Here is a 23446-nt window from a genome sequence, read left to right on the forward strand (position 1 = left end):
CCGGGTGCGGGTGTCCCGCAGGACACAGGAGGCCCGATGACCGCGGACCTTCCCGAGATCGACCTGGCGCCGTTGCGGCGCCGTCGCCGCCGGGCCATCGCCGTGCAGGTGGCCTGCATCGTCATCACCGTGTTCATGGCGCTGCCGATCGTGCTGATCGGGCTGACCGCGGTTTCCTCGCCCGCCGCGTTGCTGGAGTTCCCGCGCGGGCTGATCCCGAGCGGCTTCTCCACCGACACGCTGCTCGCCTTCGTCGAGGCGACCGGCACCATTCCGGCGCTGGGCAACTCCCTGCTCGCCGGGGTGTACACGGTGGTGCTGTCCCTGGTCGTCGGCGCCCCCGCCGGTTACGCACTGGCCCGCCACACCTTCCGCGGCAAGGATTCCTACCAGCTATTCATGCTGCTGGCCCGTGCGCTGCCGATCGTGGTGCTGTCGGTGCCGCTGGCCACCCTGTTCCTCGGTTTCGGTGTCTACGACACGGTGTTCGCCGTCACGTTGTTGCACACCACACTGGCGATGCCGACCACCGTGCTGATCAGCGCGAGCGTGTTCGTGTCGGTGCCTACCGACGTAGAGGAGGCGGCACGGGTGTTCGGGTGCGGCCGCTTCGAGGCCGCCCGCCGCGTGGTGGTGCCCCTCGCGCTGCCCGGCCTCGCCGCGGCGGCCATCTTCACCTTCGTGCTGTCGTGGAACGAAATCCTCGGTGCCGCCGTGATCACCCTGGGCCACCGCACGCTGCCCGCCCAGGTGCTCGCTTCGCTCGGAGAGGCCCCGCAGGCGTACCGCTTCGCCGGTGGCTTCGCGCTGATCCTGCCCGCGCTGGTGTTCATCTTCGTGATGCGCCGGTACCTGGTGAACATGTGGGGGACGACACTGCGATGAGCGAAGTGGTGCTGCACGAGCTCGTGAAGACCTATCCGGGCGGAGGCAAGCGGGCCACGGACGGGGTGTCGCTGCACATCCCGGACGGTGAGTTCATGGTGCTGCTCGGGCCTTCGGGCTGCGGCAAGACCACGCTGCTGCGGATGCTGGCGGGCCTGGAACTGCCCGACGCCGGGCAGGTGGTGATCGGCGGGCGTGACGTCACTTACCTCGAACCCCGCCGCCGGAACCTGTCCATGGTGTTCCAGTCGTACGCGGTTTTCCCGCACAAACGTGTTTTCGACAACATCGGCTTCGGTCTCCGGATGCGTGGCGTCCCCGTCGGCGTTGTACGTCGTAAAGTGGAATGGGCAGCGGAACTGCTGGAGCTGACCCCCTACCTGGACCGGCTTCCGGCGAAGCTGTCCGGCGGCCAGCGGCAGCGGGTGGCGGTCGCCCGCGCGATCGTGGTCGACGCCGACGTGCTGCTGATGGACGAGCCGTTGTCCAATCTGGACGCCCTGTTGCGGTTGTCGTTCCGTGCCGAGCTGAAGAAGCTGGTCTCCGAACTCGGCACCACGACGATCTACGTGACGCACGACCAGGTCGAGGCGCTTTCGCTGGGAGACCGGGTCGCCGTCATGCGGGAGGGCCGGATCGTCCAGTGCGGCACCCCCGTCGAGGTCTACTCGCATCCGGCCGACGAGTTCGTCGGAGGCTTCCTCGGAAGCCCGCCGATGAACTTCCTGACCGGTTTGGCGGGTGGCGAAGGCGAAAGCCTCCATATCGACTTCGGCGGGCAGTCCCTGCCGCTCCCGCGGGCGTTGGCGAGCTACCGCGGGAAGGAACTCAAGCTCGGGATCCGTCCCGAGGCGATCGCCGTGGAACCCGGCCGGACGAGTCCGGACGGTGCCGTGGAGGTCGCCGTGGAGGTCTTCGAACCACTGGGCTCCTCGACCTTGCTCACCACGAAACTGTGCGGGCAGACGCTGAAGGTCAGCGCCTCCGCCGGTTTCCACGCGGACCCCGGCGAGCGGTTGTGGCTGCGGCTGCCGCCGGACCAGTGCCGCTGGTACGACCCCGAAACGCAGCTGGCCTTGGAGGCGAAGGAATGACGGTGGACGCCACAAGCACGACGGAGGGCGCCCCCGGCGATAGACGGCCGGTCCGCTACCCCGAGCCCGCGCTGGCCGCGCGTGCCGCACGGGTGTTGCGGGACAACGACACCGGAGCCGTCATCACCGCCGCACCGCGGCTCTATCCGCACATGTGGAGCTGGGACGCGGCTTTCATCTCCATCGGCCTGGCCCGCCTCGACGTGCAGCGCGCCATCTCGGAGCTGCAGACGCTGTTCCGCGCCCAGTGGCGCAACGGAATGGTGCCGCACATCGTGTTCACGGAGAACGACGCCTACTTCCCCGGCCCCGACCGGTGGGGTACCGAGGTGGCGCACGACGGGCCGCAACACGTGCGGACCTCCGGGATCTGCCAGCCGCCCGTGCACGCGATCGCGGTGCAGCGGGTGCTCGAGATCGGCCGCCGGTCCTCGGCCGCCGACCGGGCCGACGCCGAACGGTTCGCCCGCGACATCTGGCCTTCGCTCTACGCCTGGCACCGCTGGCTCGTCGAGTACCGCACGCCCGGTTCCAGCGGGCTCATCGCGATCGTGCACGGGTGGGAGTCCGGAATGGACAATTCCCCGCGCTGGGACGTGCCGTATGCGGCGGTGCAGCCGGGCGCCGGGCTGCCGCCGTACGTGCGCAAGGACGTCCGCATCGTCGGTGACCCCAGCGAACGGCCGAGCGACCGCGAGTACGACCGGTACCTGTGGCTGATCGAGGAGATGCGCCGGGCGGGCTACGACCAGCGCAAGATCGTCCGGAATTCGAGCTTCCTCGTCGGCGACGTGTTCGTCACCGCGCTGTTCGCGGTGGCCTGCGACGTGCTGGTCGAACTCGGCAAGGAGTTCGGGCAGGCGCCCGAGGAGATCGCCGACCTCCAGGAATGGGCGGACAACGCGCGAGCCGCGGTGGCGGGCAGCTGCCATTCCGTGTCCGGCATGGCGCGGGACCGGGACCTGCGGGCCAACCGCTGGCTCGACACGCAGACCGTCGCCGGGTTTTCGCCCCTGCTGTGCGGCGGGGCGCCGGACGAGGTGCAGCTGAAGCTGTTGTCCCTGCTGGACAGCGACCGCTGGTGCGGGCATCCGGAGCTCCTGGCGCCGGTGCCGCCGTCGGTTTCGCCGATGCGGCCCGGGTTCAACCCGCGGCAGTACTGGCGCGGACCGCAGTGGCCGGTGGTGGTGTGGCTGTTCAGCTGGGCGTTCGAACGGCGCGGCTGGCACGAGCGCGCCCGCAAGCTGCGCGACGGCGGGGTCAAACTGACCGAGGACGGTTCGTTCGGCGAGTACTACGAGCCGTTCACCGGGGAACCGCTCGGCAGCACCGACCAGTCGTGGACCGCCGCCGTGGTCCTGGACTGGCTCTGCTCGGACTGAACCTGCACTGGGACTGGGGCCGACCCTTGCCGTGAGGGGTCCCCTCATAGCCGAAACGGCCGTGAGGAGTCCCCTCACGGCCGTTTCCGGTGCGTGCAAAGCAGGTTCTAGCCGACTTCGGCTTCCAGGCTGAGTTCTTCGGCCTGCGGGCCCACCGCGGCCAGACGCTTCTTGCTGCGGCGGTTGCGCCGTTCGAGCCAGGTCGCCGCCGCGGTCAGCAGCAGGCACAGCGTGATGTAGATGGCCGCGACCACGATGGTGGACGGCACGATCGGGCGGCCGAACTGGCCCTGCGAGCCGATGTAGCGGGCGTAGTACAGCAGTTCGGGATAGGTGACCAGGAAGCCCAGCGCGGTGTCCTTCAGCAGCACCACCAGCTGGCTGATGATGGTCGGCAGCATCGACCGGATCGCCTGGGGGATCAGGACGAGCGTCATCACCTGGGTCTTGCGCATGCCCAGCGCGTACGCCGCCTCGCGCTGGCCCTTCGGCAGGGCGAGGATCCCGGCGCGGAACACCTCCGCCAGCACCGAGCCGTTGTACAGGGTCAGGCCCAGCACGACCGCGAGGAACGGGGTCATCGCGACGCCGGCCGCGGGCAGGCCGTAGTAGAACAGGAACATCAGGACCAGCAGCGGGATCGCGCGGAAGAACTCGACGATCGTCACCGAAACACCGCGGACCGCCTTGTGGTCGGACAACCGCCCGGCGGCGAACAGCGCACCGAAGAGCAGCGCCAGCACCGCGCCGACGGCGAACGCCCGCAGCGTCGCCAGCAACGCGTTGATCAGGTCCGTCTGCACCTGGACGTACTGCAGCCACTCCCACTTCCGGGCACTGAACTGCCCGGTGTCGTAGAAGCGGTACAGGACGTAGGCGATCAGCGCCACCACCGCCGCCGCGCCGATCACGGCGAACGCGCGGTAGCGCACGCGGGCCTTCGGACCCGGGATGTCGAACAGGACGTTGCTCATCGGGCCACGCTCCACCGCTTCTCGAGGCTCCGCTGGACCAGCGACAGGACCGCGACCAGGATGATGAAGCCGAGGGCGACCCACAGCAGGCCGATCAACTGGTTGTCGCCGCGTTCGGACAGGTACTGGCGGATCGCGCCGGCCTCGGCCACGGAGAACCCGGCGGCGATCGTGGTGTTCTTCAGCAGCGCGATGAGCATGCTCACCAGCGGCGGCACCACCGAGCGGATGGCCTGCGGCAGCACGACCTGGCCGAGCACCTGGGTGAAGCTCAGGCCCAGCGCGCGGGCGGCTTCGGCCTGACCGACCGGGACCGTGTTGATCCCGGAGCGGACGACCTCGCAGATGAACGCCGAGGTGTAGGCCGTCAGCGAGACCACCGCCGCGACGAAGTAGCTCAGGTCGAGGATCTGAAGCAGCGGGTAGGCGAACACGAAGAACACGAACACCAGGGTCAGTGGCGTGTTGCGCACGATCGTCACGTACGTCGTCCCGATCACGCGGAACACCGGGACCGGGCTCACCCGCAGCATGGCCAGGAAGGTGCCGAAGATCAGGCTCGCCACGGCCGAAATGAGGAACAGTTTGATCGTGGTGAGGAAGAACGGACCGTAGAGGTCCAGGTTATCGAGCAGGACGTCCATCGTGCCTTCCCCGCGGCGGTTGTGGAGGAGGAGGGATTAAGGAGCGGCCGGTGGGCGCCGGATCGGGCGCCCACCGGCCTCACACGTGAATCAGTAGCGCTGGAGGGCGGGCGGGGTCGCGGGCGAGCCCGACTGGCCCAGGGTGGCGGCGTAGATCTTCTGCCACGTCCCGTCGTCGATCGCCTTCTGCAGCAGGTCGTCGATCTTGCCGCGCAGCGCCGCGTCGTCCTTGGCCAGGCCGACACCGTAGGGCTCGGTCGAGAACGGCTTGCCGACGACCTTCAGGTTGTCGCGGTCCTGCGAGGCGAAGCCCTTGAGGATCGCGTCGTCGGTGGTGACCGCGTCGACCTCCTTGGTGAGCAGCTTGTCCACGCACTGCGAGTACTTCTGGAACTCGACGATGTTGCCCGGCTCGGTCAGGCCCTGTTCCCGCACGCGCTGGATCGGGGTGGAACCGGTCGCCGAGCAGACCTTCTTGCCCTTGAGCGTGTCCTTGCCGGTGATGGAGTCGTCGCTCCTGCGCACCAGCAGGTCCTGGCCGGCCTGGAAGTACGGGCCGGCGAAGGAGACCAGCGCCTTGCGCTTGTCGTTGATGGTGTAGGTGCCGACGTAGTAGTCGACGTCACCGTTGGAGATCGCGGCCTCGCGAGCGCTGGAGTCCACGGTCTTGTAGGTGATCTTGCTTTCGTCGATGCCGAGCCCGGCCGCGATCATCTTCGCGATCTCGATGTCGAAACCGGCGTACTTGCCCGTGGTCGCGTCCTTCTGGCCCAGACCAGGCTGGTCGTCCTTGACCCCGATGGTCAGGCCGCCCTTGCTCTTGATCTTCGCGAAGGTCGGGGATCCGGCGACGTCCACGTTCTGCTGCACCGTGTAGGCGGGCAGCGCCGCGGCGGCGTTGTCCCCCGTCCCGCCCGAAGGCGAACCTTCCTTGCCGCAGGCGGTGAGCGTGAGCGCGCCGACCAGCAGCCCTGCCGCCAGGGTGCGGATTCTCATGCGAATGTTCCCTGCTTCCTATAGAGGCGGCGCCCGGCGCGCCGCGGAATCTCCCTAGTGGGTCAAGATCTTGCCGAGGAAGTCCTTGGCACGGTCGGACTTCGGCTTGGTGAAGAACTCGTCCGGCGTGGCGTCCTCGACGATCTCGCCGTCCGCCATGAACACCACGCGGTGCGCGGCGCGTCGGGCGAAGCCCATTTCATGCGTGACCACGAGCATCGTCATGCCCTCGGCGGCCAGCCCCGTCATGGTGTCCAGTACCTCCTGCACCATTTCCGGGTCCAGCGCGGAGGTGGGCTCGTCGAACAGCATCACCTTCGGCTTCATCGCCAGTGCGCGGGCGATCGCCGCGCGCTGCTGCTGCCCGCCGGACAGCTGCGCCGGGTACTTGCCGGACTGGCTCGCGATGCCCACCCGCTCCAGCAGGTCCATCGCGGTCTTGCGGGCCTCGGCGGCGGCGATCTTGCGCACCTTGACCGGGGCCAGCATCACGTTTTCCAGGATGGTCTTGTGGGCGAAGAGGTTGAACGACTGAAAGACCATCCCGACGTCCGCGCGCAGTGCCGCCAGTGCCTTGCCCTCGGCGGGCAGCGGGGCGCCGTCGACGGAGATCTCGCCCGAGTTGATCGGCTCCAGCCGGTTGATCGACCGGCACAGGGTGGACTTGCCGGAACCCGACGGGCCCAGCACCACGACGACCTGGCCGCGCGGGACCTCCAGGTTGATGTCCTTCAGCACGTGCAGATCGCCGAAGAACTTGTTCACGCCCGCAGCCCTGATCATGGGCGGCGCCGACGTCGTTGCGCTCATCGAACCTCCATTACCGCGCTTATCCGGCGATCTAACACCGAAGCGTCGGCCGACGCTCACAAAATTGATGAAAACCTGATCAACCGCAACCCAGGTGTCATCTCGGGCACGGTGCGCCAAGTACCTTAGTCACTCTCGGTTGCGCTTCCGGGAAGGGCCCCGGGCAGGGTGGCAACCTGGTGGCAACGGCAGTAGCATTCGAAGTATGAAACTGAGTGTCAGTCTCGGTGAGGAGGACGTCGCCTTCCTCGACGAATACGCCGCACGCACGAAGGCCGGATCGCGCTCGGCGGTGCTGCACCGGGCCATCGAACTGCTCCGTGCCTCACAGTTGGAGGATGCCTACCAGGCGGCCTGGGAGGAGTGGGCCGCGGCGGAGGCCGAGGACTGGGAGACTACCGTCGGTGACGGCGTGGCGGCACGCTGATGCGCCGTGGCGAGATCCGGCTGGTCGACCTCGAGCCGGTGCGCGGCACCGAGGCGAACAAGACCCGCCCGGCGGTGATCGTCAGCAACGACGGGGCCAACGCGGTGGCCGCCCGCCTGGGCCGCGGGGTGGTCACGGTGGTTCCGGTCACCTCGAACGTCAACCGCGTGTACCCGTTCCAGGTCCTGCTGCCCGCGGCGGACTGCGGCCTCAAGACCGACTCCAAGGCGCAGGCCGAGCAGGTGCGCTCGGTGTCGGTGGAGCGCATCGGCCGCCGGACCGGCCGCGTGCCCCCCGCGGTGCTGGCGAAGATCGACCAGGCGCTGCGTCTTCATCTGGGCTTGTGAGGTCCCGGCGGCACCGGGTTTACCCTGGTAGCCGATGAACACGGCAGAGTCTGTCAAGACGTATCAGATCCGCACGTTCGGCTGTCAGATGAACGTGCACGACTCCGAGCGCCTCGCGGGACAACTGGAAGAAGCGGGCTACGTGCCGGCCGGGGAGAGCGCCACGCCCGATCTGGTCGTGTTCAACACCTGCGCGGTGCGGGAGAACGCGGACAACAAGCTGTACGGCACCCTCGGGCACCTGCGGCCGATGAAGGAGGCCAACCCCGCGATGCAGATCGCGGTCGGGGGCTGCCTGGCGCAGAAGGACCGCGGCCGGATCGTCCAGCGGGCGCCGTGGGTGGACGTGGTGTTCGGCACGCACAACCTCGGCTCGCTGCCGGTGCTGCTGGAGCGCGCCCGGCACAACGCCGAGGCCGAGGTCGAGATCCTCGAATCGCTCGAGACTTTCCCCTCCACCCTGCCCGCCCGCCGCGACTCGGCCTACTCCGGCTGGGTGTCCATCTCGGTCGGCTGCAACAACACCTGCACCTTCTGCATCGTCCCCTCCCTGCGGGGCAAGGAGCGGGACCGCCGGCCCGGCGAGATTCTCGCCGAGGTCCAGGCGCTGGTCGCCGAGGGCGTGCTCGAAGTGACCCTGCTGGGGCAGAACGTGAACTCCTACGGCCAGGAGTTCCGGGACCGGGCCGCCTTCTCCAAGCTGCTGCGGGCCTGCGGCCCGATCGACGGGCTGGAGCGGGTCCGGTTCACCTCGCCGCATCCGGCCGCCTTCACCGACGACGTGATCGACGCGATGGCCGAGACCCCCAACGTCTGCCACCAGCTGCACATGCCGCTGCAGTCCGGTTCGGACCGGATCCTCAGCGAGATGCGGCGGTCCTACCGCTCCGCCCGCTATCTGTCGATTTTGGACAAGGTGCGGGCGGCGATGCCGGACGCGGCCATCACCACCGACATCATCGTCGGCTTCCCGGGTGAGACCGAGGAGGATTTCGAGGCCACCCTCGAAGTGGTCCGTCAGGCCCGGTTCGCCAGCGCGTTCACCTTCCAGTACTCGAAGCGGCCCGGCACGCCGGCCGCCGAGATGCCGGGGCAGCTGCCCAAACAGGTCGTGCAGGAACGCTACGACCGCCTGGTGGAACTGCAGAACGAGATCTCCTGGCAGGAGAACAAGAAGCTTCTCGGCCGCACGGTCGAACTGCTGGTGGCCACCGGCGAAGGCCGCAAGGACGCCGAGACCCACCGGATGAGCGGGCGTGCCCGCGACGGCAGGCTGGTGCACTTCACGCCCAGCGGGCCCGCGGTCGACCGCGAGGTGCGGCCGGGCGACATCGTGCGGACCGTGGTCACCTACGCGGCCCCGCACCACCTCGTCGCCGACGGAGATCTCCTGTCGCACCGGCGGACCCGGGCCGGCGACAACGTGGAAGCCGGGCTGCGGCCGAAGACGGACGGGGTCAGCCTCGGGCTGCCCTCGTTCGGGGCCCCGGTTGCGGCCCTACCGACAACAAGCGGGTGTGGAGCGTGAACGACGTGCCGAACGGGACGGAACTGGGCAAGCTGGGCGAGGACGTCGACCAGGTGGTCCGCAAGGCGGCGCGGACCGTGGAGCTGGGCAGGCGGGGCTTCGTGCTCTCGCTGCTGGTGTTCGCGCTGCTGATCGGCCAGCTGCTGCCGTGGGTGGGTCAGCACGCGGGCTGGCAGGTGCTGCTGGGCCAGGGCGGTCCCGTCCCGCAACTGTTCGCCGCCACCTCGACCGCGTTCGGGGTGTTCGCCTCGGTGCTGGCCCTGCTGACCCGCCGCTGGTGGCTGGCCTGGGTGTGCGCCATGGGCGGCTGGTTCGCCTCGGTGGACGGCCTGCTCGCGATCTGGTCGCAGCAGTCCTCCCACGCGAACAACACCGCGGGCAGCGGCCCCGGCATCGGGATGATCATCGCGCTGGTGGCGATGGTGTTCCTGGCCGGGAACTGGATGAAGACGGCTTGGTCCCGGACCTGAACTCCTGTTCGGGGAAGTCCGCGGCGAGCGTCCGGGCCAGGGCGCGGAACAGCCGGACCGAGGGATTCGGGTCGTGTGCCCGCGTGGCCAGCACGCTGTGGTCCCACGGCGCGTCGACCACCGGCACACAGACCGTTCCCGGCCACGGGTAGTAGCGCGCGAAGGAGCTCAGCGCCGAGCCCGCTCCCCGTCCGGCCGCCACACTCGTGAGCACGTCGTGCGCGGTGAGCGCGTGGTCCGGGCTGCGGTGCGGGGCTTCGCCGCCGCGGGCCTCCATGAAGTAGAGGTAGTCGGTGAACGGCCGGGGCGTGTGCGGCGGCACCGTCACGAACGGCAGGTCCAGCACATCGGCCAGGCGCAGTTCCCCGGCCGAAGCGTAGTCCGACCGCGCGGGGACCACGACGATCCGTTGTTCGCGGGTGAGCGGGTCGACGGCGACCCGCTCGTCGTCCACCGCGGGCCGGACGAAGGCCACGTCGACGCGGTGGGTCAGCAGCGCGGTGAGGTGCTCGGTGAAGGTGAGCTGTTCGAACACGAGCCGGACGTGCGGGCGGGCGCGGGCGAAGGCGCCGATGATCGCCGGGGTGAGCTCCGCCGAACCGTGCGCCATCACGCCGATCCGCAACGTGTCCCCGGCCGTCCCGGCCGTACCCGCCACGTCGTCCATCGCCGCGTTCACCGCGTCCAGCAGGCCGCGGGCGTGCTGGGCGAACCGTTCCCCGGCGGCGGTCAGCCGGACCGGCGCGCGGTGGAACAGGGTGGCGCCGACCTCCCGCTCGAGTTGCTGGATGTGCCCGGTCAGCGCGGAGGGGGACAGGAACAGCCGGGTCGCGGCCCGGCCGAAGTGCTGTTCTTCGGCCACCGCGAGAAACGAGGTCAGACGGCGCAGATCCATCGGTACCGACGATCGGTGGCCGGTCCTTCCGCGTCAAGCCCGTTCGGGAAAACCGAACACGGGAGGGCGGTGGACGGAGTGGGCGGTTACCTCGGAGTATGAGCATCATTGACGGTCATCGGGTGGACGGAGTGCGGCTGGGCTGGTTGCGGGCCGGCCTGCTGGTCGCCGCCGCGGGATGGGGAGCCAACCAGTTCTCGCCGCTGCTCGCCGCGTACCGGCGGCAGCTCGGGCTGTCCGCGGCCTCGGTCACCGGCCTGTTCGCGATCTACGTGTGCGGCCTGGTGCCGGGGCTGCTGCTGGGCGGCCCGGGCGCGGACCGGCTCGGGCGGCGCCGGATCGTGCTCGGCGCCGTCGCGTTGTCGGCCGTGTCCACTCTCGCGCTGATGGGCGATGCCCCGGTCCTGCTCGCACTGGGACGGCTGGGCTCCGGCGCCGCGATGGGGGCGGTGCTCGCGGCGGGCAGCGCGTGGGTCAAGGAACTGTCGCACCCGCCGTTCGACCCGGCCGCCGCACCCACCGCCGGGGCCCGGCGGGCGAGCCTCCTGCTCACGGCCGGGTTCGGGGTCAGCGGCCTGGTCGCCGCGTTCCTCGCCCAGTGGGCCCCGGCGCCGTTGTTCACCGCCTACCTGCCGCATCTCGGACTGGCCGTGGTGGCCCTCGTGTTCGCCGTGCCCCTGCCCGAGACCGCGCCCGCCCGCGCCGGAAACGGGGCCTCGGGAATCCGCGACCCCCGCTTCCGGCGGCTCGTGGCGCCGGTCGCGCCCTGGGTGTTCGCTGCACCCAGCATCGGGTTCGCCGTCCTGCCCGGCCTGGTCGCCGGGCATCTCAAGGGCTTCGAAACCGCCTACGCGGGGGTGGCCATCGCCATGGTGCTGGGGAGCGGACTGCTCATCCAGCCGTTCGGGCGGCGTCTCGCCGGACGGGGAGTGCTGACCGTGGCGGTCAGCGGGCTCGGCGCCATCGCCACCGGTCTGCTGCTGGGGGCGGCCGCGGCGGTGTCCGGGCAGCCCCTGGTCGCGCTCGCCGCGGACATCGTCCTCGGCGCCGGTTACGGGTTGTGCGTCACCTTCGGGCTCACCGAGGTCGGCAAGATCGCGCCGCCCGGCGGTCTCGCCCGGCTCACCGCGATCTTCTGGGCCCTGACCTACATCGGGTTCTGCGCACCGTACGTGTTCGCCCTGCTCGGCTCGGTGGCGTCGCCGCCGGTGGTCCTGACCGGGGCGGCGGGGCTGGCCGCGGCCACCGCGATCGCCGTGCCGCTCCGGCACCGGTAGCCTGCTGGGCGGAATGCGCAGCGTCGAAACGGTTCTCGCCCTCGTCGTGCTGGCCACCGTGGTGGCGGCCTTCGCCCAGCGTCTGCGCGTTCCAGCCCCGTCGCTGCTGGTGGTCGCCGGCGTGATCGCCGGAGTGCTGCCCATGGTGCCCGAAATCCGGGTGAGCCCGGATGTCGTCAGCCTTGTCGTGCTCCCGCCCCTGCTGTTCGCGGCGGGGGAGGAGCTGCCCTGGCGCGACCTGAAGGCGGTGTGGCGGCCGGTGACCGTGCTCGCGCTCGGGCTCGTGCTGGCCTCCGCGGCCGCGGTCGCCGCGGTCGCGGTGGCGCTCACCCCGCTGCCACTGGGCATGGCGTTCGTCCTCGGCGCGGTGCTCGCCAGCACCGACCCGGTCGCGGTCACCGCACTCGGCCGGAGGCTGTCGCTCCCGCCGCGGGTGCAGGCCCTCGTACAGGCCGAAAGCCTGTTCAATGACGCCACCAGCCTGCTGCTGTTCCGGGTCGCGGTGTCGGTGGGGGTGGCGGCTGGCGCGGTGTCGTGGGGGCGCACCGCGACCGAGTTCGGAATCCTGGTCGGGGGCGGGCTGCTCGCCGGAGCGCTCATCGCGGGTGGGGCGTACCTGGTGCGCAGGCACACCGAGGATCCGGTGCTGGAGACCGTGATCTCGCTGGTCACCCCGTACGCCGCCTATGTGGGGGCGGAAGCGCTGCACGGCTCGGGCGTGACGGCCGTCGTCGTCGCGGGCGTCCTCCTGGGCACCCAGGCGAGCAGGCTGACCACGGCCCGGATCCGGCTGCAACTGGGCGCGGTGTACGGCACCGTGGTGTTCCTGCTGGAAAGTGTGGTGTTCGGGCTGATCGGGCTGGAACTGCCCGGACTGGTGCGCAGCCTGTCCACCTCGACGAACTGGCCGGTGCAGGCCGTGCTGATCGCGCTGACCCTGGTGGTGGTCCGGCTGGCGTGGGTGTTCCCGCTTTCGGCCGCGCAGCAGCGGCGCCGCGGCGTGCGGCCGACCTGGCAGGTGCCCGCGGTGGTGTCGTGGGCGGGCGCGCGGGGCGTGGTGCCGCTCGCGGCGGCCCTGTCCATCCCGCTGGCCGCGCCCGCGCAGGACCGGGAACTGGTGCTGCTGCTCACCACCGCGGTCATCGTGCTCACCCTCGTGGTGCAGGGGTTCACCTTGGAACCACTGGTGCGCCGGACCGGGGTGGGGCTGGCCGCCGAACACGTCCACCGCGAGCATCTCGGTGCCCGGCTGCGGCTGGCGAAGGCGGGGCTGGCGCATCTCGACCGGCTCAGCGAGAGCGAAGCGGCCCCCGAGTTCCTGCTCGACCAGTTGCGCGACAGCTGGCAGGCGCGCATCCAGCGGATCAGGGAGAACGAGCCCGACGAAATGACCACGGCGTCGACCGCCGAGTCCTACCGCAGGTTGCGCCGCGAACTGCTGGCGGCTGAAGGGGCGGAGCTGAACCGGCTGTACCGGGCGGGAGAGATCAGCGACCACACCCGCCGGCGCATCCAGCGCATCCTGGACCTCGAACACGCCGGGCTCGGCGACGACTGATCGGGTTCACGCCCCCGGACGTCACTGTATTCTGTAGGCAGTCGACGTCGTGCGGAACGCGTCACCGGAACCACCGGCGTTCCCCGAACCCTCCTTGGAGTTGGAGCATGCCGCCCAGTGAGCTGCCGCGGGCCGTGACCGCACACCGGATCGACCGGCCGGTGCCCCTGCGCGAACGCGTCTACCAGGCCATGCAGGAGCTGATCATCTCCCGGCAGCTGGCCCCCGGGCAGCATCTGGTGGAAAGCGAGCTCGCCGAAATGCTCGGCGTGTCGCGTCAACCGGTGCGCGAAGCGTTGCAGCTGCTCAATTCCGAGGGCTGGGTCGATCTGCGCCCCGGGTACGGCGCCTTCGTCCACGCGCCCACCGGCACCGAGGTCGACCAGTTGCTCGCGGTGCGGTCCATCCTGGAAAGCGAATCGGCACGCCTCGCCGCCCAGCACGCGGGCGAGGACGGGGTGGCGCGGCTGCGCCGGATCTGTGCCGAAGGGGAGGCCGCGCTCGCCGCGGACGACATCGACGGAATGGTCGCGGCGAACGCGGAACTGCACCGTGCGGTCACCGAGCTGTCCGCGAACCAGGTACTGCTCGACTTCGTGCTCCAGGTCGATCGCCGGGTCCGCTGGTACTACACGCCGATCGCCCGCCAGCGCGGCCAGAAGTCCTGGCAGGAGCACGCGAAACTGATCGACGCCATCGAGCGCGGGGACGGCGGGAAGGCCGCTTCGATCATGCGCGAACACACCGAGCGCACCCGGCAGTCCTATCTGGCCGAACGCGAGGGCAAACCGGCCGAGGAACCGCCCGTGCCGATGCGCTCCCGCCGCCGCACCGCCCGCTGACCCGCTCCAGTACTTCCCGTGCAGGGTCCCTTCACGGTCGTATCGACTGTGAAGGGACCCTTCACGGCACCGGGCACCGGCACCAGTCGCTTCAGAGCAGGCCGGCAGCACGCGCCCAGCGGTACTTCGCGCCGAGGACCGCCACCGGTCGTTCCGTGGTGTACGGATAGGCGATGACCCGGTGTTCGAACAGGTACTCGCAGGCCTTCTCGACCTCGGTGTCCCCGGCCAGCGACGCGACCACCGGCTTGTCGATGCCCTTCGCCCTGGCCTCCTCCACCACCCGGGCGGTGAGCTCGGCGAAGACCATCGGCGGCGTCACGATCGTGTGCCAGTACCCGAGGATCAGCGCGTGGATGCGTGGATCCTCCAGTCCCAGCCGGATCGTCGCCTCATAGGTCGACGGCGGCTCGCCGCCGGTGATGTCGATCGGGTTGCCCGCCGCGCCGAAGGGCGGGATGAACCGCCGGAACGTCTCGTCCAGGTCGGGTGGAATGTCCATCAAGGACAGTCCGTTGTCGACGCAGGCGTCGGACAGCAGCACGCCCGAGCCGCCGGCCCCGGTGATGATCACCACGTTCTCGCCGCGCGGTGCCGGGAGCAGCGGAAGTGAACGGGCGTACTCGAGCATCTCGTTCAGGCCCGGCGCGCGGACGACCCCGGCCTGCCGCAGGATGTCGTCGTACACCTTGTCGTCGCCGGCCAGCGCCCCGGTGTGGGAGCCCGCGGCACGGGCGCCGAGCGCGGTCCGCCCTGCCTTGAGCACCACCACCGGCTTCTTCTTCGTCATGCGCTGCGCCGCCTCGACGAAGGCCCGGCCGTCCTTGAGGTCCTCCAGGTGCATCGCGACGCACCGGGTGTTGTCGTCCTGCTCGAAGAACGTGAGCAGATCGTCCTCGTCCACATCGGACTTGTTCCCCAGCCCGACGATCGCGGACACCCCCATCTTGGTGGTCCGGCTGAAGCCGAGGACGGCCATGCCGATCCCGCCGCTCTGCGAGGTCAGCGCCACCCCGCCCCGCACGCCGTAGGGGGTGCAGAAGGTCGCGCACAGGTTCTGCGGGGTGTAGTAGTAGCCGTAGATGTTCGGCCCCAGCAGGCGGATGCCGTACCGGCGCCCGATCCCGACGATCTCGTCCTGCAGGGCCTGGTTGCCGGTTTCGGCGAATCCGGACGGGATGAGCACCGCCGCGGGCACCCCCTTCTCCCCGCATTCGGTCAGCGCGGCGGGCACGAGCTTCGCGGGGACGGCGAACACCGCCACGTCCACTTCGCCCGGGATGTCACCGACCGACGGGTACGCCTTGCGGCCGAGTACCTCCTCCGCCTTTGGGTTGACCGGGTGGATTTCGCCCGCGTAACCGCCGTTGACCAGGTTCTTCAGCACCGAGTTGCCGATCTTGCCCTCGGTGTCGGAGGCGCCGATCACCGCGATCGAGCGCGGGTTCATCAGCCGGTTCATCACCCGCAGGATCTCCTCCCGCGGCGGCCGCACCGGTTCGCGCACCTCCCCGGTTTCCAGCAGGATCCGCACGTCGGCCGCGCAGGCCCCGCCCGCGGTGGCGAACACCGGGTTGAGGTCGAACTCTCGGATCTCCGGGAAGTCGGTGACCAGGCGCGACACCGCCCGGATCACCTCGGCGAGCGCGCCGGTGTCCACGGCCTCGCCGCCCCGCACCCCGCGCAGGACCTCGGCGGCCCGGATACCGTCCACCATGGACCTCGCCTCGTCCGTACCGACCGGGGCCAGCCGGAACGTCACGTCCTTGAGCACCTCGACGAGCACACCGCCGAGGCCGAAGGCGACCACCTTGCCGAAGGTCGGGTCCGTGGTCGCGCCGACGATCACCTCCCGCCCGCCGCCGAGCATCTGCTGCACCTGGACCCCGGTGATGGTGGCGGAGGGATCGTAGGCCCGCGCGGCGGCGATGATCGCCTCGAACGCCTCCCGCACGGCGGTTTCGCCCTGGACGCCCACCACCACGCCACCGGCCTCGGTCTTGTGCGGGATGTCCGGGGACACGATCTTGCAGGCGACCGGCCCGCCGATCTCCCCGGCCAGCCGCACCGCCTCCCCGGCCGTGGTGGCGAGTCCTTCCCGCGGCGTGGGGATGCCGTAGGCGTCGCAGATCCGTTTGCCTTCCGGGGCGGTGAGGGCGGCACGGCCCTGCACCCGCGCCGCGTCCAGGATCTCACGGACAGTGCCGGTGTCCATGCCGGTGTCCATCGCGCTAGATCACCCCGTTCTGCTTGAGGGCGGCGACCTTCTCGCTCGCCAGGCCGAGTTCGTTTCCGTAGATGTCCTCGTTGTGCTCGCCGAGCAGTGGGGAGCGTTCGATGTCGACGGGGGAGTCCGACAGTTTGATCGGGCAGCCGACGGTGGTGAACTCGCCGCGCTGCGGATGCGCCACCCGGACCACCATCTCGTTGGCGGCCAGCGAGTCGTCCTCGATGATCTCCCTGGTGGACAGGATGGGGCCGCAGGGAATGTTGTGCGCGGTGAGTTTTTCCAGCACCTCCCACTTGTCGTGGGCGATGCTCCACTCCTCGATCAGCTGGAACATCTTGTCCAGCTTGCCGAGGCGGGCCTCCGGGGTGCTCCATTCGGGATCGCCCGCCAGTTCCGGCCTGCCGATCAGCTCGGCGATCGGTGTCCAGCCGACGGGTTGCACGATGACGTAGATGTAGTCGTTCGGCCCGCCCGGCGCGCATTTCACCGCCCAGCCCGGCTGTCCGCCGCCGGAGGCGTTGCCCGAGCGGGGGACGGTGTCGCCGAACTCCTCGTTCGGGTATTCCTTCAGCGGGCCGTGTGCCAGGCGCTGCTGATCACGCAGTTTCACCCGGCACAGGTTCAGCACCGCGTGCTGCATCGCCACGCTGACCCGCTGGCCGCGGCCGGTGTGCTCCCGCTGGTAGAGCGCGGCGAGGATGCCGGCCACGGTGTGGATGCCGGTGCCCGAGTCGCCGATCTGGGCCCCGGTGGCCAGCGGCGGGCCGTCCTCGAAACCCGTGGTGCTCATCGAACCGCCCATCGCCTGCGCGACCACTTCGTAGGCCTTGAAGTGGGTGTACGGGCCTTCGCCGAAACCCTTGATGGAGGCGAAGACCAGCCGGGGGTTGAGCTCCCGCAGCCGCTCCCACGGAAAGCCCATGCGGTCCAGCGCGCCGGGGCCGAAGTTCTCGGCGAGGACGTCGAACCGCGGCAGCAGTGCGGTGAAGATCCGCCTGCCCTCGCCGGTCTTCAGGTTCAGGGTGATGCTGCGCTTATTGCAGTTCAGCATCGTGAAGTAGAGACTGTCCACATCGGGCAGATCCCTGAGCTGCCCGCGGGTGATGTCCCCGCCGGGCGCCTCCAGCTTCACCACGTCGGCGCCGAGCCAGGCCAGGATCTGCGTGCAGGACGGTCCGGACTGGACGTGGGTCATGTCCAGGACGCGGACGCCTTCGAGTGCCTTTCCCATCGCTTGAGGGCCCCCTACTTGTACATGGTCTGGTTCATCGTTCCGGGCGCGTAGACATCCGGATCGACCCAGACGTTGATCAGGGAGGGTTTGCCGGATTCGCGGGCGCGTTCCAGCGCCGGCCGGATGCCGGCGGGGTCGCGGACCTCTTCGCCGTAGCCGCCGAGCATCTTCGCGAATTCGCTGTAGGGCACGTCGCCGAGCGTGTTGCCCACGCGGCCGCGTTGCGCGCCGTACTTCTGGGTCTGCCCGTAACGGATCTGGTTCATCGACGAGTTGTTGCCGACGACGCCGATGAAGGGCAGGTCGAACCGCACGAGCGTTTCGAAGTCCCAGCCGGTGAGGCTGAACGCGCCGTCGCCGAAGAGCGCGACGACCTCCTTGTCCGGGCGGGCGTACTTCGCGGCGAGCACGAACGGCACGCCGACGCCGAGGGTGCCCAGCGGTCCCGGGTCCATCCAGTGCCCGGGTGATTTCGGCTGGACCACCTGTCCGGAGAAGGTGACGATGTCGCCGCCGTCGCCGATGTAGATCGAGTCGGGGGTGAGGAATTCGTTGATCTCGTGCACCAGGCGGTACGGGTCGATCGGGTTGGCGTCGGAATGCCGGCGTGGCAGCCGCTCTTCGCAGGCCCGCGTCTCCACGGCCCGCAACTCGTCGAGCCATGCCTTGCGGGCGGTGGCGCCGTTGTCCACGCGACCGGAGGCTGCTTGGGTCACCGAGGACAGGATGAGCCCGGCGTCGCCCACGATCCCGAGGTCGATGTCCCGGTTCTTGCCCACCGTGCGGTAGTCGAGGTCGATCTGCACGACGGTGGCGTCGGCAGGCAGACGGCGCCCGTACCCCATCCGGAAGTCGAACGGGGTGCCGACGATGATGATCAGATCGGCGTTGGCGAAGGCGTAACGGCGCGCCAGGTGCAGGTGGTGCGGGTCGCCCGGCGGCAGCGTGCCGCGCCCCGAACCGTTCATGAAGGCGGGCACGGTGAGTTCTCGGACGAACTCGACGGCCGCGTCGGTGGCCCGGCAGGTCCACACCTGGCTGCCCAGCAGCACGCAGGGTTTGCGCGCGTGGACCAGCAGGTCGGCCAGGCGCTCGATCGTCTCCGGGTCTCCCGCGCTGCGCGTGGAGGCGCGGTAGGCACCGGGCCGGGGAATGCGGGCCCCGTCCAGCGGCACCTTCGCGTCGAGTACGTCGCGGGGGATCTCCAGGAACGACGGGCCCGGCGCGCCGTGGAAGCATTCGCGGAAGGCCATCGAGACCAGGTCGGCCGCGCGCTCCGTGGCGGGCACGGTGGCGGCGAACTTCGTGATCGGGGACATCATGTCCACATGCGGCAGGTCCTGCAGGGAACCCATCTTGTGCTGGCTCAGCGCGCCCTGTCCGCCGATGAGCAGCATCGGGCTTTCCGCCCGTAGTGCGTTGGCCACGCCGGTGACCGCGTCCGTGGTGCCGGGACCGGCGGTCACCACGGCGCATCCCGGCCGTCCGGTGATGCGGGCGTAGCCGTCCGCGGCGTGGGCGGCCACCTGTTCGTGGCGGACGTCCACCACGTCGATGCCCTCGTCCACGCACCCGTCGTAGATGTCGATGATGTGGCCGCCGCAGAGGGTGAAGATCACGTCCACGCCCTCCGCCTTGAGGGCCTTCGCCACGAGATGGCCGCCGGAGATCAACCGGGGTTCGCCGTCGCCTGCCATGTGCGCCGTCATCTCCTCACTACCGAATACTGCATACTCGCCGATCACATACTGTATACACTTCTCGCCCGCACAACGCCACGCCCTTCCGTGTGTCAGCGTGGTTGAGCGGGGCCTGTTTGCTCCGAATCATTCGGAGCAAACAGGCCCCGCTGCACAACCGAGGTGGTCAGCGTTCGGCGACGGCCCGTTCCGCGGCCTGCATCCACTCGCGCCACTGCGCGGCCTGCTCGTCGGCCTGCTTCGCGCGGCGCTCGTCACCGGCGGCGCGGGCCTTGGCGGCCTGGGTCTCGAACTGCTGCACCCGCTCGCGGAACTGGGCCACGCGGGCCTGCGCCTCCGGGTCGGTGCGGCGCCACCGGCTGTCCTCGACCTCGCGGACGCGATCTGCGACCGCCTTGAGCCGGCCGTCCAGTTCGCGGATGCGCTCGCGGGGGACCTTGCCGATCTCGTCCCACTGCTCCTGGATGCGGCGCAGCTGGGCCTTGGCCGCGTCGAGGTTGGCCGCCGGGTCGATCTTCTCCGCCTCGGCGAGCAGTTCCTCCTTACGGGCGGCATTGCCCGCGAACTCCGCATCCCGCTCCGAGAACACCGCCGACCGCCGCGCGAAGAACTTGTCCTGCGCGGTGCGGAACCGCTGCCACAGCGCGTCGTCGGTCTCCTTCGGCGCGCGGCCCGCGGCCTTCCACTCGGCCATCAGCTCCTTGTAGCGGCCGGCCGTTGCGCCCCATTCGTCGGAGTCGACCAGCTGCTCCGCCTCGGCGATCAGCTCTTCCTTGCGGGACTTCGCCGCGGCACGCTGCTTGTCCAGCTCGGCGAAGTGCGAGCCACGCCGCCGGTTGAACGCCTCCCGGGCCTTCGAGAACCGCTTCCACAGGTCGTCGTCGGTCTTGCGGTCGACGCCCTTGATCGTCTTCCACTCCTCGAGGATGGTGCGCAGCCGGTCGCCCGCCGCCTTCCACTGGGTGGATTCCGCCGCGATCCGCTCGGCCTCCTCGGCCAGCGCCTGCTTGCGCGCGATCGCGGCCGCACGGGCCTCCTCGCGCTCGGCGCGGGCACTGGCGAGCGCGCTTTCCGCGTGCGCCACGATCTGGTCGAGGCGGGCGGCCAGCGCGGCGAGGTCGCCGACGACGGCGGCCTCGGCCAGCCCGTCCCGCAGCTGGGTGGCGGTGGTCAGTGCGTGCTTCGGGTCGCCGGCGCCCGAGCTGAGCCTGGTCTCCAGCAACTCGACCTCGGTACGCAGATCGTCGAAGCGCCGCGCGTAGTGCAGCAGCCCTTCCTCGGGGCTGCCTGCCTGCCAGACGCCCACGGTGCGCTCACCACCGTCCGCGGTGCGCACGTAGACGTTGCCCTCGGCGTCCACCCGGCCCCACCGGGACGGGTGCGGCTCGGCCGGGGGGACCGGCCGGGCCTCCTGGCCGGCCGGGGCGTGCGCGGGTGGCATCTTGCTCGGTGCCGGGGTGCCGGTCTCTGTCTCGTCGGCCATCGCAGGCTCCTTATCGCCTGTTGGCCCACCCCGGGTGGGGCGGGCGCCCCACCGGGGGTGGGGCCGGGTCGTGCGGGTGTCGAACGGGTGGGGCGCGCTTTTCGACCCCTCGCCGCATTCAAGCAGTTCAGCGTGGCTTGTGGTACTCGGTGGGGTGGTCGGAGCGGGTGATTCTACTGTGGCGGGCTGTGGGAACGGTGTGATCACGGTCTTCGCATGGTCCCCGGGTAGCCTCGATCGGTGTGATCACGCATGTCGCCGTGGTGCCGCAGGCGCCGTTGCTGGTGCCGCGGCTGTCCCCGGGAACCGAACCCGGCCTCGCCTCCCTCCGGGATGCCTGTCTGTCCGCCGTGCGCACGCTGGGCGCGCGCTGGGTCGCGGTCGGCCCGCACCCCGAGGATCTCACCGTTCCGCCCCGCTCGGCGGGCAGTTTCCGGGGGTACGGCGCGGACGTGCCGGTGCGCCTGTCCGCCGACGGCTCCGGCGAGGAGCCGGAGTCGGGCCTGCCGCTTCCGGCGCTGGTCGCGGGGTGGCTGCGGGAGCAGACCGGGGCCGAGTCGGTCGCGGTGAGGCTGCTCGGTGACGCCACGGAGCCGGCGGGGTGCGCGCGGGTCGGTGAGGACCTCGACGAGGACGGCCCGTCCGCACTACTCGTGCTCGGCGACGGCTCGAACCGGCACGGGGCGGGTGCGCCGGGGAGCGCCGACGAACGGGCGGCGGGTTTCGACGACTCGGTCGCCAAGGCGCTGGCCAAGGCCGACGCCGAGGCGCTGTTAGCACTCGATCCGGGACTCGCGGCGGAGCTGGGGGCGAGCGGGCGTGCCGCGTGGCAGGTCCTGGCCGGGCTCGGCGACGGATGGCGGGCGGAACTGCTGTACTCGGCGGCGCCCTTCGGTGTCGCCTACCACGTCGCGGTGTGGGAGCGCGGGTGAAGCCGGTCGCCGTGGTGGGGCCGACCGCCACCGGGAAGTCCGATCTCGCCGTCACACTGGCCCTCGAACTCGGCGGCGAGGTGATCAACGCCGACGCGATGCAGCTCTACCGGGGCATGGACATCGGTACCGCCAAGATCACGGTTCCGGAGCGGCGCGGTGTCCCGCACCACCTGCTGGACGTGCTGGACGTGACCGAGACGGCCTCGGTCGCGGCCTACCAGCGCGATGCCCGCGCGATCGTCGAGCGCCTGCTGGCCGAGGGGAAGGTGCCGGTGCTGGTGGGGGGTTCCGGCCTCTACGTCCAGGCCGTGCTCGACGACCTGCGGTTCCCCGGCACCGACCCCCAGGTGCGGGCCCGGTTGGAGGCCGAGGCGGCCCAGGCCGGTCCCGGACCACTGCACGAGCGGCTGTGCCTGCTGGATCCGGTGGCGGCCGCCGCGATCCTGCCCTCCAACACGCGCCGGATCGTGCGGGCACTGGAGGTCATCGAGATCACCGGACGCCCGTTCTCGGCGAACATGCCGAAACCCGGTCCGGCGCGGTACGGCACGGTGCTGGTCGGGATCGACCGTCCCGCCGAGGCACTCGACGAGCGGGTCGACCTGCGAGTGGACCGCATGTTCGAGGCCGGTCTGGTCGACGAGGTGCGTGCGCTGGCCGCCCGTGGGCTGCGCGAGGGCAAGACGGCGTCGCGGGCGCTGGGCTACCAGCAGGTGCTCGCCGCGCTCGACTCCGGCGGTGACGCCGCCGGCTTCGCGGCCGCCGCGGCCGCCACGAAACAGGCCACCCGGCGATTCGTGCGCAGGCAACGATCCTGGTTCCGCCGGGACGGGCGGATCCACTGGTTCCGCGGAGATGATCAGGATGTGGCCGCGCGGGTGCTTTCCGTGGTCGCCCAGTAGTCTGAGCGCGTGGCAATCGAGTTCCTCAAAGGGCATGGCACACAGAACGACTTCGTGCTGCTGCCCGATCCGTCCGGTCGTCTCGAACTGACGCCGGGTCGAGTCGCCGCCCTGTGCGACCGGCAGCGCGGGCTCGGTGCCGATGGTGTGCTGCGCGTCGCCCGCGCCGAGGCGCTGGGCCTGCCGTCCGCGGGCGAGTGGTTCATGGACTACCGCAACGCGGACGGGTCCGTCGCGGAGATGTGCGGCAACGGGATGCGCGTGTTCGCGCGGTACCTGGTGGACGCCGGACTGGTGGACGGCCGGGAGTTCGTGGTCGGCAGCCGCGCCGGGGACCGCCCCGTCGTGGTGCACCCGGACGGTTCGGTGACCGTCGAGATGGGGCCCGCCGCGATCACCGGCGCTTCGGTGTCGATCGTGGACGGACGGCACTTCTCCGGAGTGGCCGTGAACGTGGGCAACCCGCATCTGGTGTCCATAGTGGACGAAGACGTGCGCGAACTCGATCTGGCCCTCCCGCCGCGCTACGACCGGGACTTCTTCCCGGAGGGCGTGAACCTGGAGTTCGTCAACCCGCTCGACGACGGCCTGCTGCGGATGCGGGTGTACGAACGCGGCGTGGGGGAGACCCGGTCCTGCGGTACCGGCACGGTCGCCGCGGTGGCCGCGGCGCTGCACCAGGCCGGCACGGACACCGGGGAGTCCATTGTGGAGATTCCGGGAGGCCGGGTCACGGTCGCGTTGCGGCGCGGCCAGTCGACGCTCACCGGGCCCGCCGAGTTCGTCGCGCGCGGCGAACTGTACGAAGCCTGGTGGGACGCGCAGCAGTAGGT

22 protein-coding genes are annotated in these 23446 nt (G+C 70.4%); 13 read left to right on the top strand and 9 right to left on the bottom strand.

The features are described 5' to 3' along the window. Positions 1-36 precede the first annotated feature (36 nt). From ORV05_RS06300 to ggh, 3 genes are read left to right on the top strand one after another with little or no spacing between them, the layout of a single operon-like run. Positions 37-885, top strand: coding sequence for a carbohydrate ABC transporter permease (locus tag ORV05_RS06300; protein WP_268757500.1), 849 nt, complete (start codon positions 37-39; stop codon positions 883-885). Next, complete coding sequence (locus ORV05_RS06305) at positions 864-1979, top strand: ABC transporter ATP-binding protein (RefSeq protein ID WP_268757501.1); 1116 nt, start codon at positions 864-866, stop codon at positions 1977-1979. Before ORV05_RS06300 ends, ORV05_RS06305 begins: the two co-directional genes overlap by 22 nt. Then, positions 1976-3361 carry a glucosylglycerate hydrolase gene (gene ggh, locus ORV05_RS06310; RefSeq protein ID WP_268757502.1) on the top strand — a complete coding sequence of 462 codons (1386 nt, stop codon included), beginning with the start codon at positions 1976-1978 and terminating at the stop codon, positions 3359-3361. The genes ORV05_RS06305 and ggh overlap by 4 nt, the downstream gene beginning before the upstream one ends. Positions 3362-3468: 107 nt before the next feature. On the opposite strand, the gene ORV05_RS06315 is transcribed toward ggh, so the two are convergent. The 4 genes from ORV05_RS06315 to ORV05_RS06330 form a co-directional block, all read right to left on the bottom strand. Then, a complete protein-coding gene (locus tag ORV05_RS06315) occupies positions 3469-4335 on the bottom strand; it encodes an amino acid ABC transporter permease (RefSeq protein WP_268757503.1) in 867 nt (288 codons plus the stop codon). Then, entirely contained in the window at positions 4332-4979 is a 648-nt protein-coding gene (locus ORV05_RS06320) for an amino acid ABC transporter permease (protein ID WP_144588299.1), read from the bottom strand. The genes ORV05_RS06315 and ORV05_RS06320 overlap by 4 nt, the downstream gene beginning before the upstream one ends. 90 nt (positions 4980-5069) lie before the next feature. Beyond that, a complete protein-coding gene (locus ORV05_RS06325) occupies positions 5070-5975 on the bottom strand; it encodes a glutamate ABC transporter substrate-binding protein (protein WP_268757504.1) in 906 nt (301 codons plus the stop codon). A gap of 54 nt (positions 5976-6029) precedes the next feature. Beyond that, complete coding sequence (locus ORV05_RS06330; RefSeq protein WP_268759719.1) at positions 6030-6758, bottom strand: amino acid ABC transporter ATP-binding protein; 729 nt, start codon at positions 6756-6758, stop codon at positions 6030-6032. A 232-nt stretch (positions 6759-6990) separates the two neighbouring features. Here ORV05_RS06330 and ORV05_RS06335 point away from each other — a divergent pair, with 232 nt between their 5' ends. The 4 genes from ORV05_RS06335 to ORV05_RS06350 are packed head-to-tail and all read left to right on the top strand — an operon-like array spanning position 6991 to position 9557. Continuing rightward, complete coding sequence (locus tag ORV05_RS06335; RefSeq protein ID WP_144590765.1) at positions 6991-7212, top strand: ribbon-helix-helix protein, CopG family; 222 nt, start codon at positions 6991-6993, stop codon at positions 7210-7212. Beyond that, positions 7212-7559 (top strand): type II toxin-antitoxin system PemK/MazF family toxin, encoded by a 348-nt coding sequence (locus ORV05_RS06340; RefSeq protein WP_326938123.1) that lies wholly within the window; start codon positions 7212-7214, stop codon positions 7557-7559. Before ORV05_RS06335 ends, ORV05_RS06340 begins: the two co-directional genes overlap by 1 nt. Before the next feature lie 34 nt (positions 7560-7593). After that, positions 7594-9087, top strand: coding sequence for a tRNA (N6-isopentenyl adenosine(37)-C2)-methylthiotransferase MiaB (gene miaB, locus ORV05_RS06345; RefSeq protein ID WP_268757505.1), 1494 nt, complete (start codon positions 7594-7596; stop codon positions 9085-9087). A gap of 5 nt (positions 9088-9092) precedes the next feature. Beyond that, positions 9093-9557 (top strand): Rv2732c family membrane protein, encoded by a 465-nt coding sequence (locus tag ORV05_RS06350; protein ID WP_407652774.1) that lies wholly within the window; start codon positions 9093-9095, stop codon positions 9555-9557. Here ORV05_RS06350 and ORV05_RS06355 read toward each other — a convergent pair. Then, positions 9490-10452, bottom strand: a complete 963-nt coding sequence (locus tag ORV05_RS06355; RefSeq protein WP_268757507.1) for a LysR family transcriptional regulator — start codon at positions 10450-10452, stop codon at positions 9490-9492. The genes ORV05_RS06350 and ORV05_RS06355 overlap by 68 nt on opposite strands. Positions 10453-10550: 98 nt before the next feature. On the opposite strand from ORV05_RS06355, the gene ORV05_RS06360 reads away from it, so the two are divergent. From ORV05_RS06360 to ORV05_RS06370, 3 genes are all read left to right on the top strand, one after another. Then, a complete protein-coding gene (locus ORV05_RS06360) occupies positions 10551-11729 on the top strand; it encodes an MFS transporter (protein WP_268757508.1) in 1179 nt (392 codons plus the stop codon). Positions 11730-11742: 13 nt separating this feature from the next. Then, on the top strand, positions 11743-13287 hold the full coding sequence (locus ORV05_RS06365) for a Na+/H+ antiporter (RefSeq protein WP_268757509.1): 1545 nt from the start codon (positions 11743-11745) through the stop codon (positions 13285-13287). A 107-nt stretch (positions 13288-13394) separates the two neighbouring features. After that, on the top strand, positions 13395-14129 hold the full coding sequence (locus ORV05_RS06370) for a GntR family transcriptional regulator (RefSeq protein ID WP_268757510.1): 735 nt from the start codon (positions 13395-13397) through the stop codon (positions 14127-14129). A 91-nt stretch (positions 14130-14220) separates the two neighbouring features. Here ORV05_RS06370 and ORV05_RS06375 read toward each other — a convergent pair whose 3' ends face one another. The 4 genes from ORV05_RS06375 to ORV05_RS06390 form a co-directional block, all read right to left on the bottom strand. After that, complete coding sequence (locus tag ORV05_RS06375; RefSeq protein ID WP_268757511.1) at positions 14221-16344, bottom strand: acetate--CoA ligase family protein; 2124 nt, start codon at positions 16342-16344, stop codon at positions 14221-14223. A gap of 16 nt (positions 16345-16360) precedes the next feature. Next, the gene (gene frc, locus ORV05_RS06380; RefSeq protein ID WP_268757512.1) at positions 16361-17590 is read right to left on the bottom strand and encodes a formyl-CoA transferase; all 1230 of its coding nucleotides are present in this window, start codon (positions 17588-17590) and stop codon (positions 16361-16363) included. A 14-nt stretch (positions 17591-17604) separates the two neighbouring features. Further along, positions 17605-19290: a thiamine pyrophosphate-binding protein gene (locus tag ORV05_RS06385; RefSeq protein ID WP_268757513.1), complete on the bottom strand. Its 1686-nt coding sequence runs from the start codon at positions 19288-19290 to the stop codon at positions 17605-17607. 169 nt (positions 19291-19459) lie between these two features. Then, on the bottom strand, positions 19460-20776 hold the full coding sequence (locus ORV05_RS06390; RefSeq protein ID WP_268757514.1) for a DUF349 domain-containing protein: 1317 nt from the start codon (positions 20774-20776) through the stop codon (positions 19460-19462). A 242-nt stretch (positions 20777-21018) separates the two neighbouring features. Here ORV05_RS06390 and ORV05_RS06395 point away from each other — a divergent pair, with 242 nt between their 5' ends. The 3 genes from ORV05_RS06395 to dapF are packed head-to-tail and all read left to right on the top strand — an operon-like array spanning position 21019 to position 23444. Further along, on the top strand, positions 21019-21708 hold the full coding sequence (locus tag ORV05_RS06395; protein ID WP_268757515.1) for a class III extradiol dioxygenase subunit B-like domain-containing protein: 690 nt from the start codon (positions 21019-21021) through the stop codon (positions 21706-21708). After that, complete coding sequence (gene miaA, locus ORV05_RS06400) at positions 21705-22613, top strand: tRNA (adenosine(37)-N6)-dimethylallyltransferase MiaA (protein ID WP_268757516.1); 909 nt, start codon at positions 21705-21707, stop codon at positions 22611-22613. Before ORV05_RS06395 ends, miaA begins: the two co-directional genes overlap by 4 nt. A 9-nt stretch (positions 22614-22622) precedes the next feature. Then, the gene (gene dapF, locus ORV05_RS06405; protein ID WP_268757517.1) at positions 22623-23444 is read left to right on the top strand and encodes a diaminopimelate epimerase; all 822 of its coding nucleotides are present in this window, start codon (positions 22623-22625) and stop codon (positions 23442-23444) included. The last annotated feature ends 2 nt before the right edge of the window (positions 23445-23446 follow it).

The organism is Amycolatopsis cynarae, from assembly GCF_026802195.1.
Classification (GTDB): Bacteria; Actinomycetota; Actinomycetes; order Mycobacteriales; family Pseudonocardiaceae; genus Amycolatopsis_E; species Amycolatopsis_E rhizosphaerae.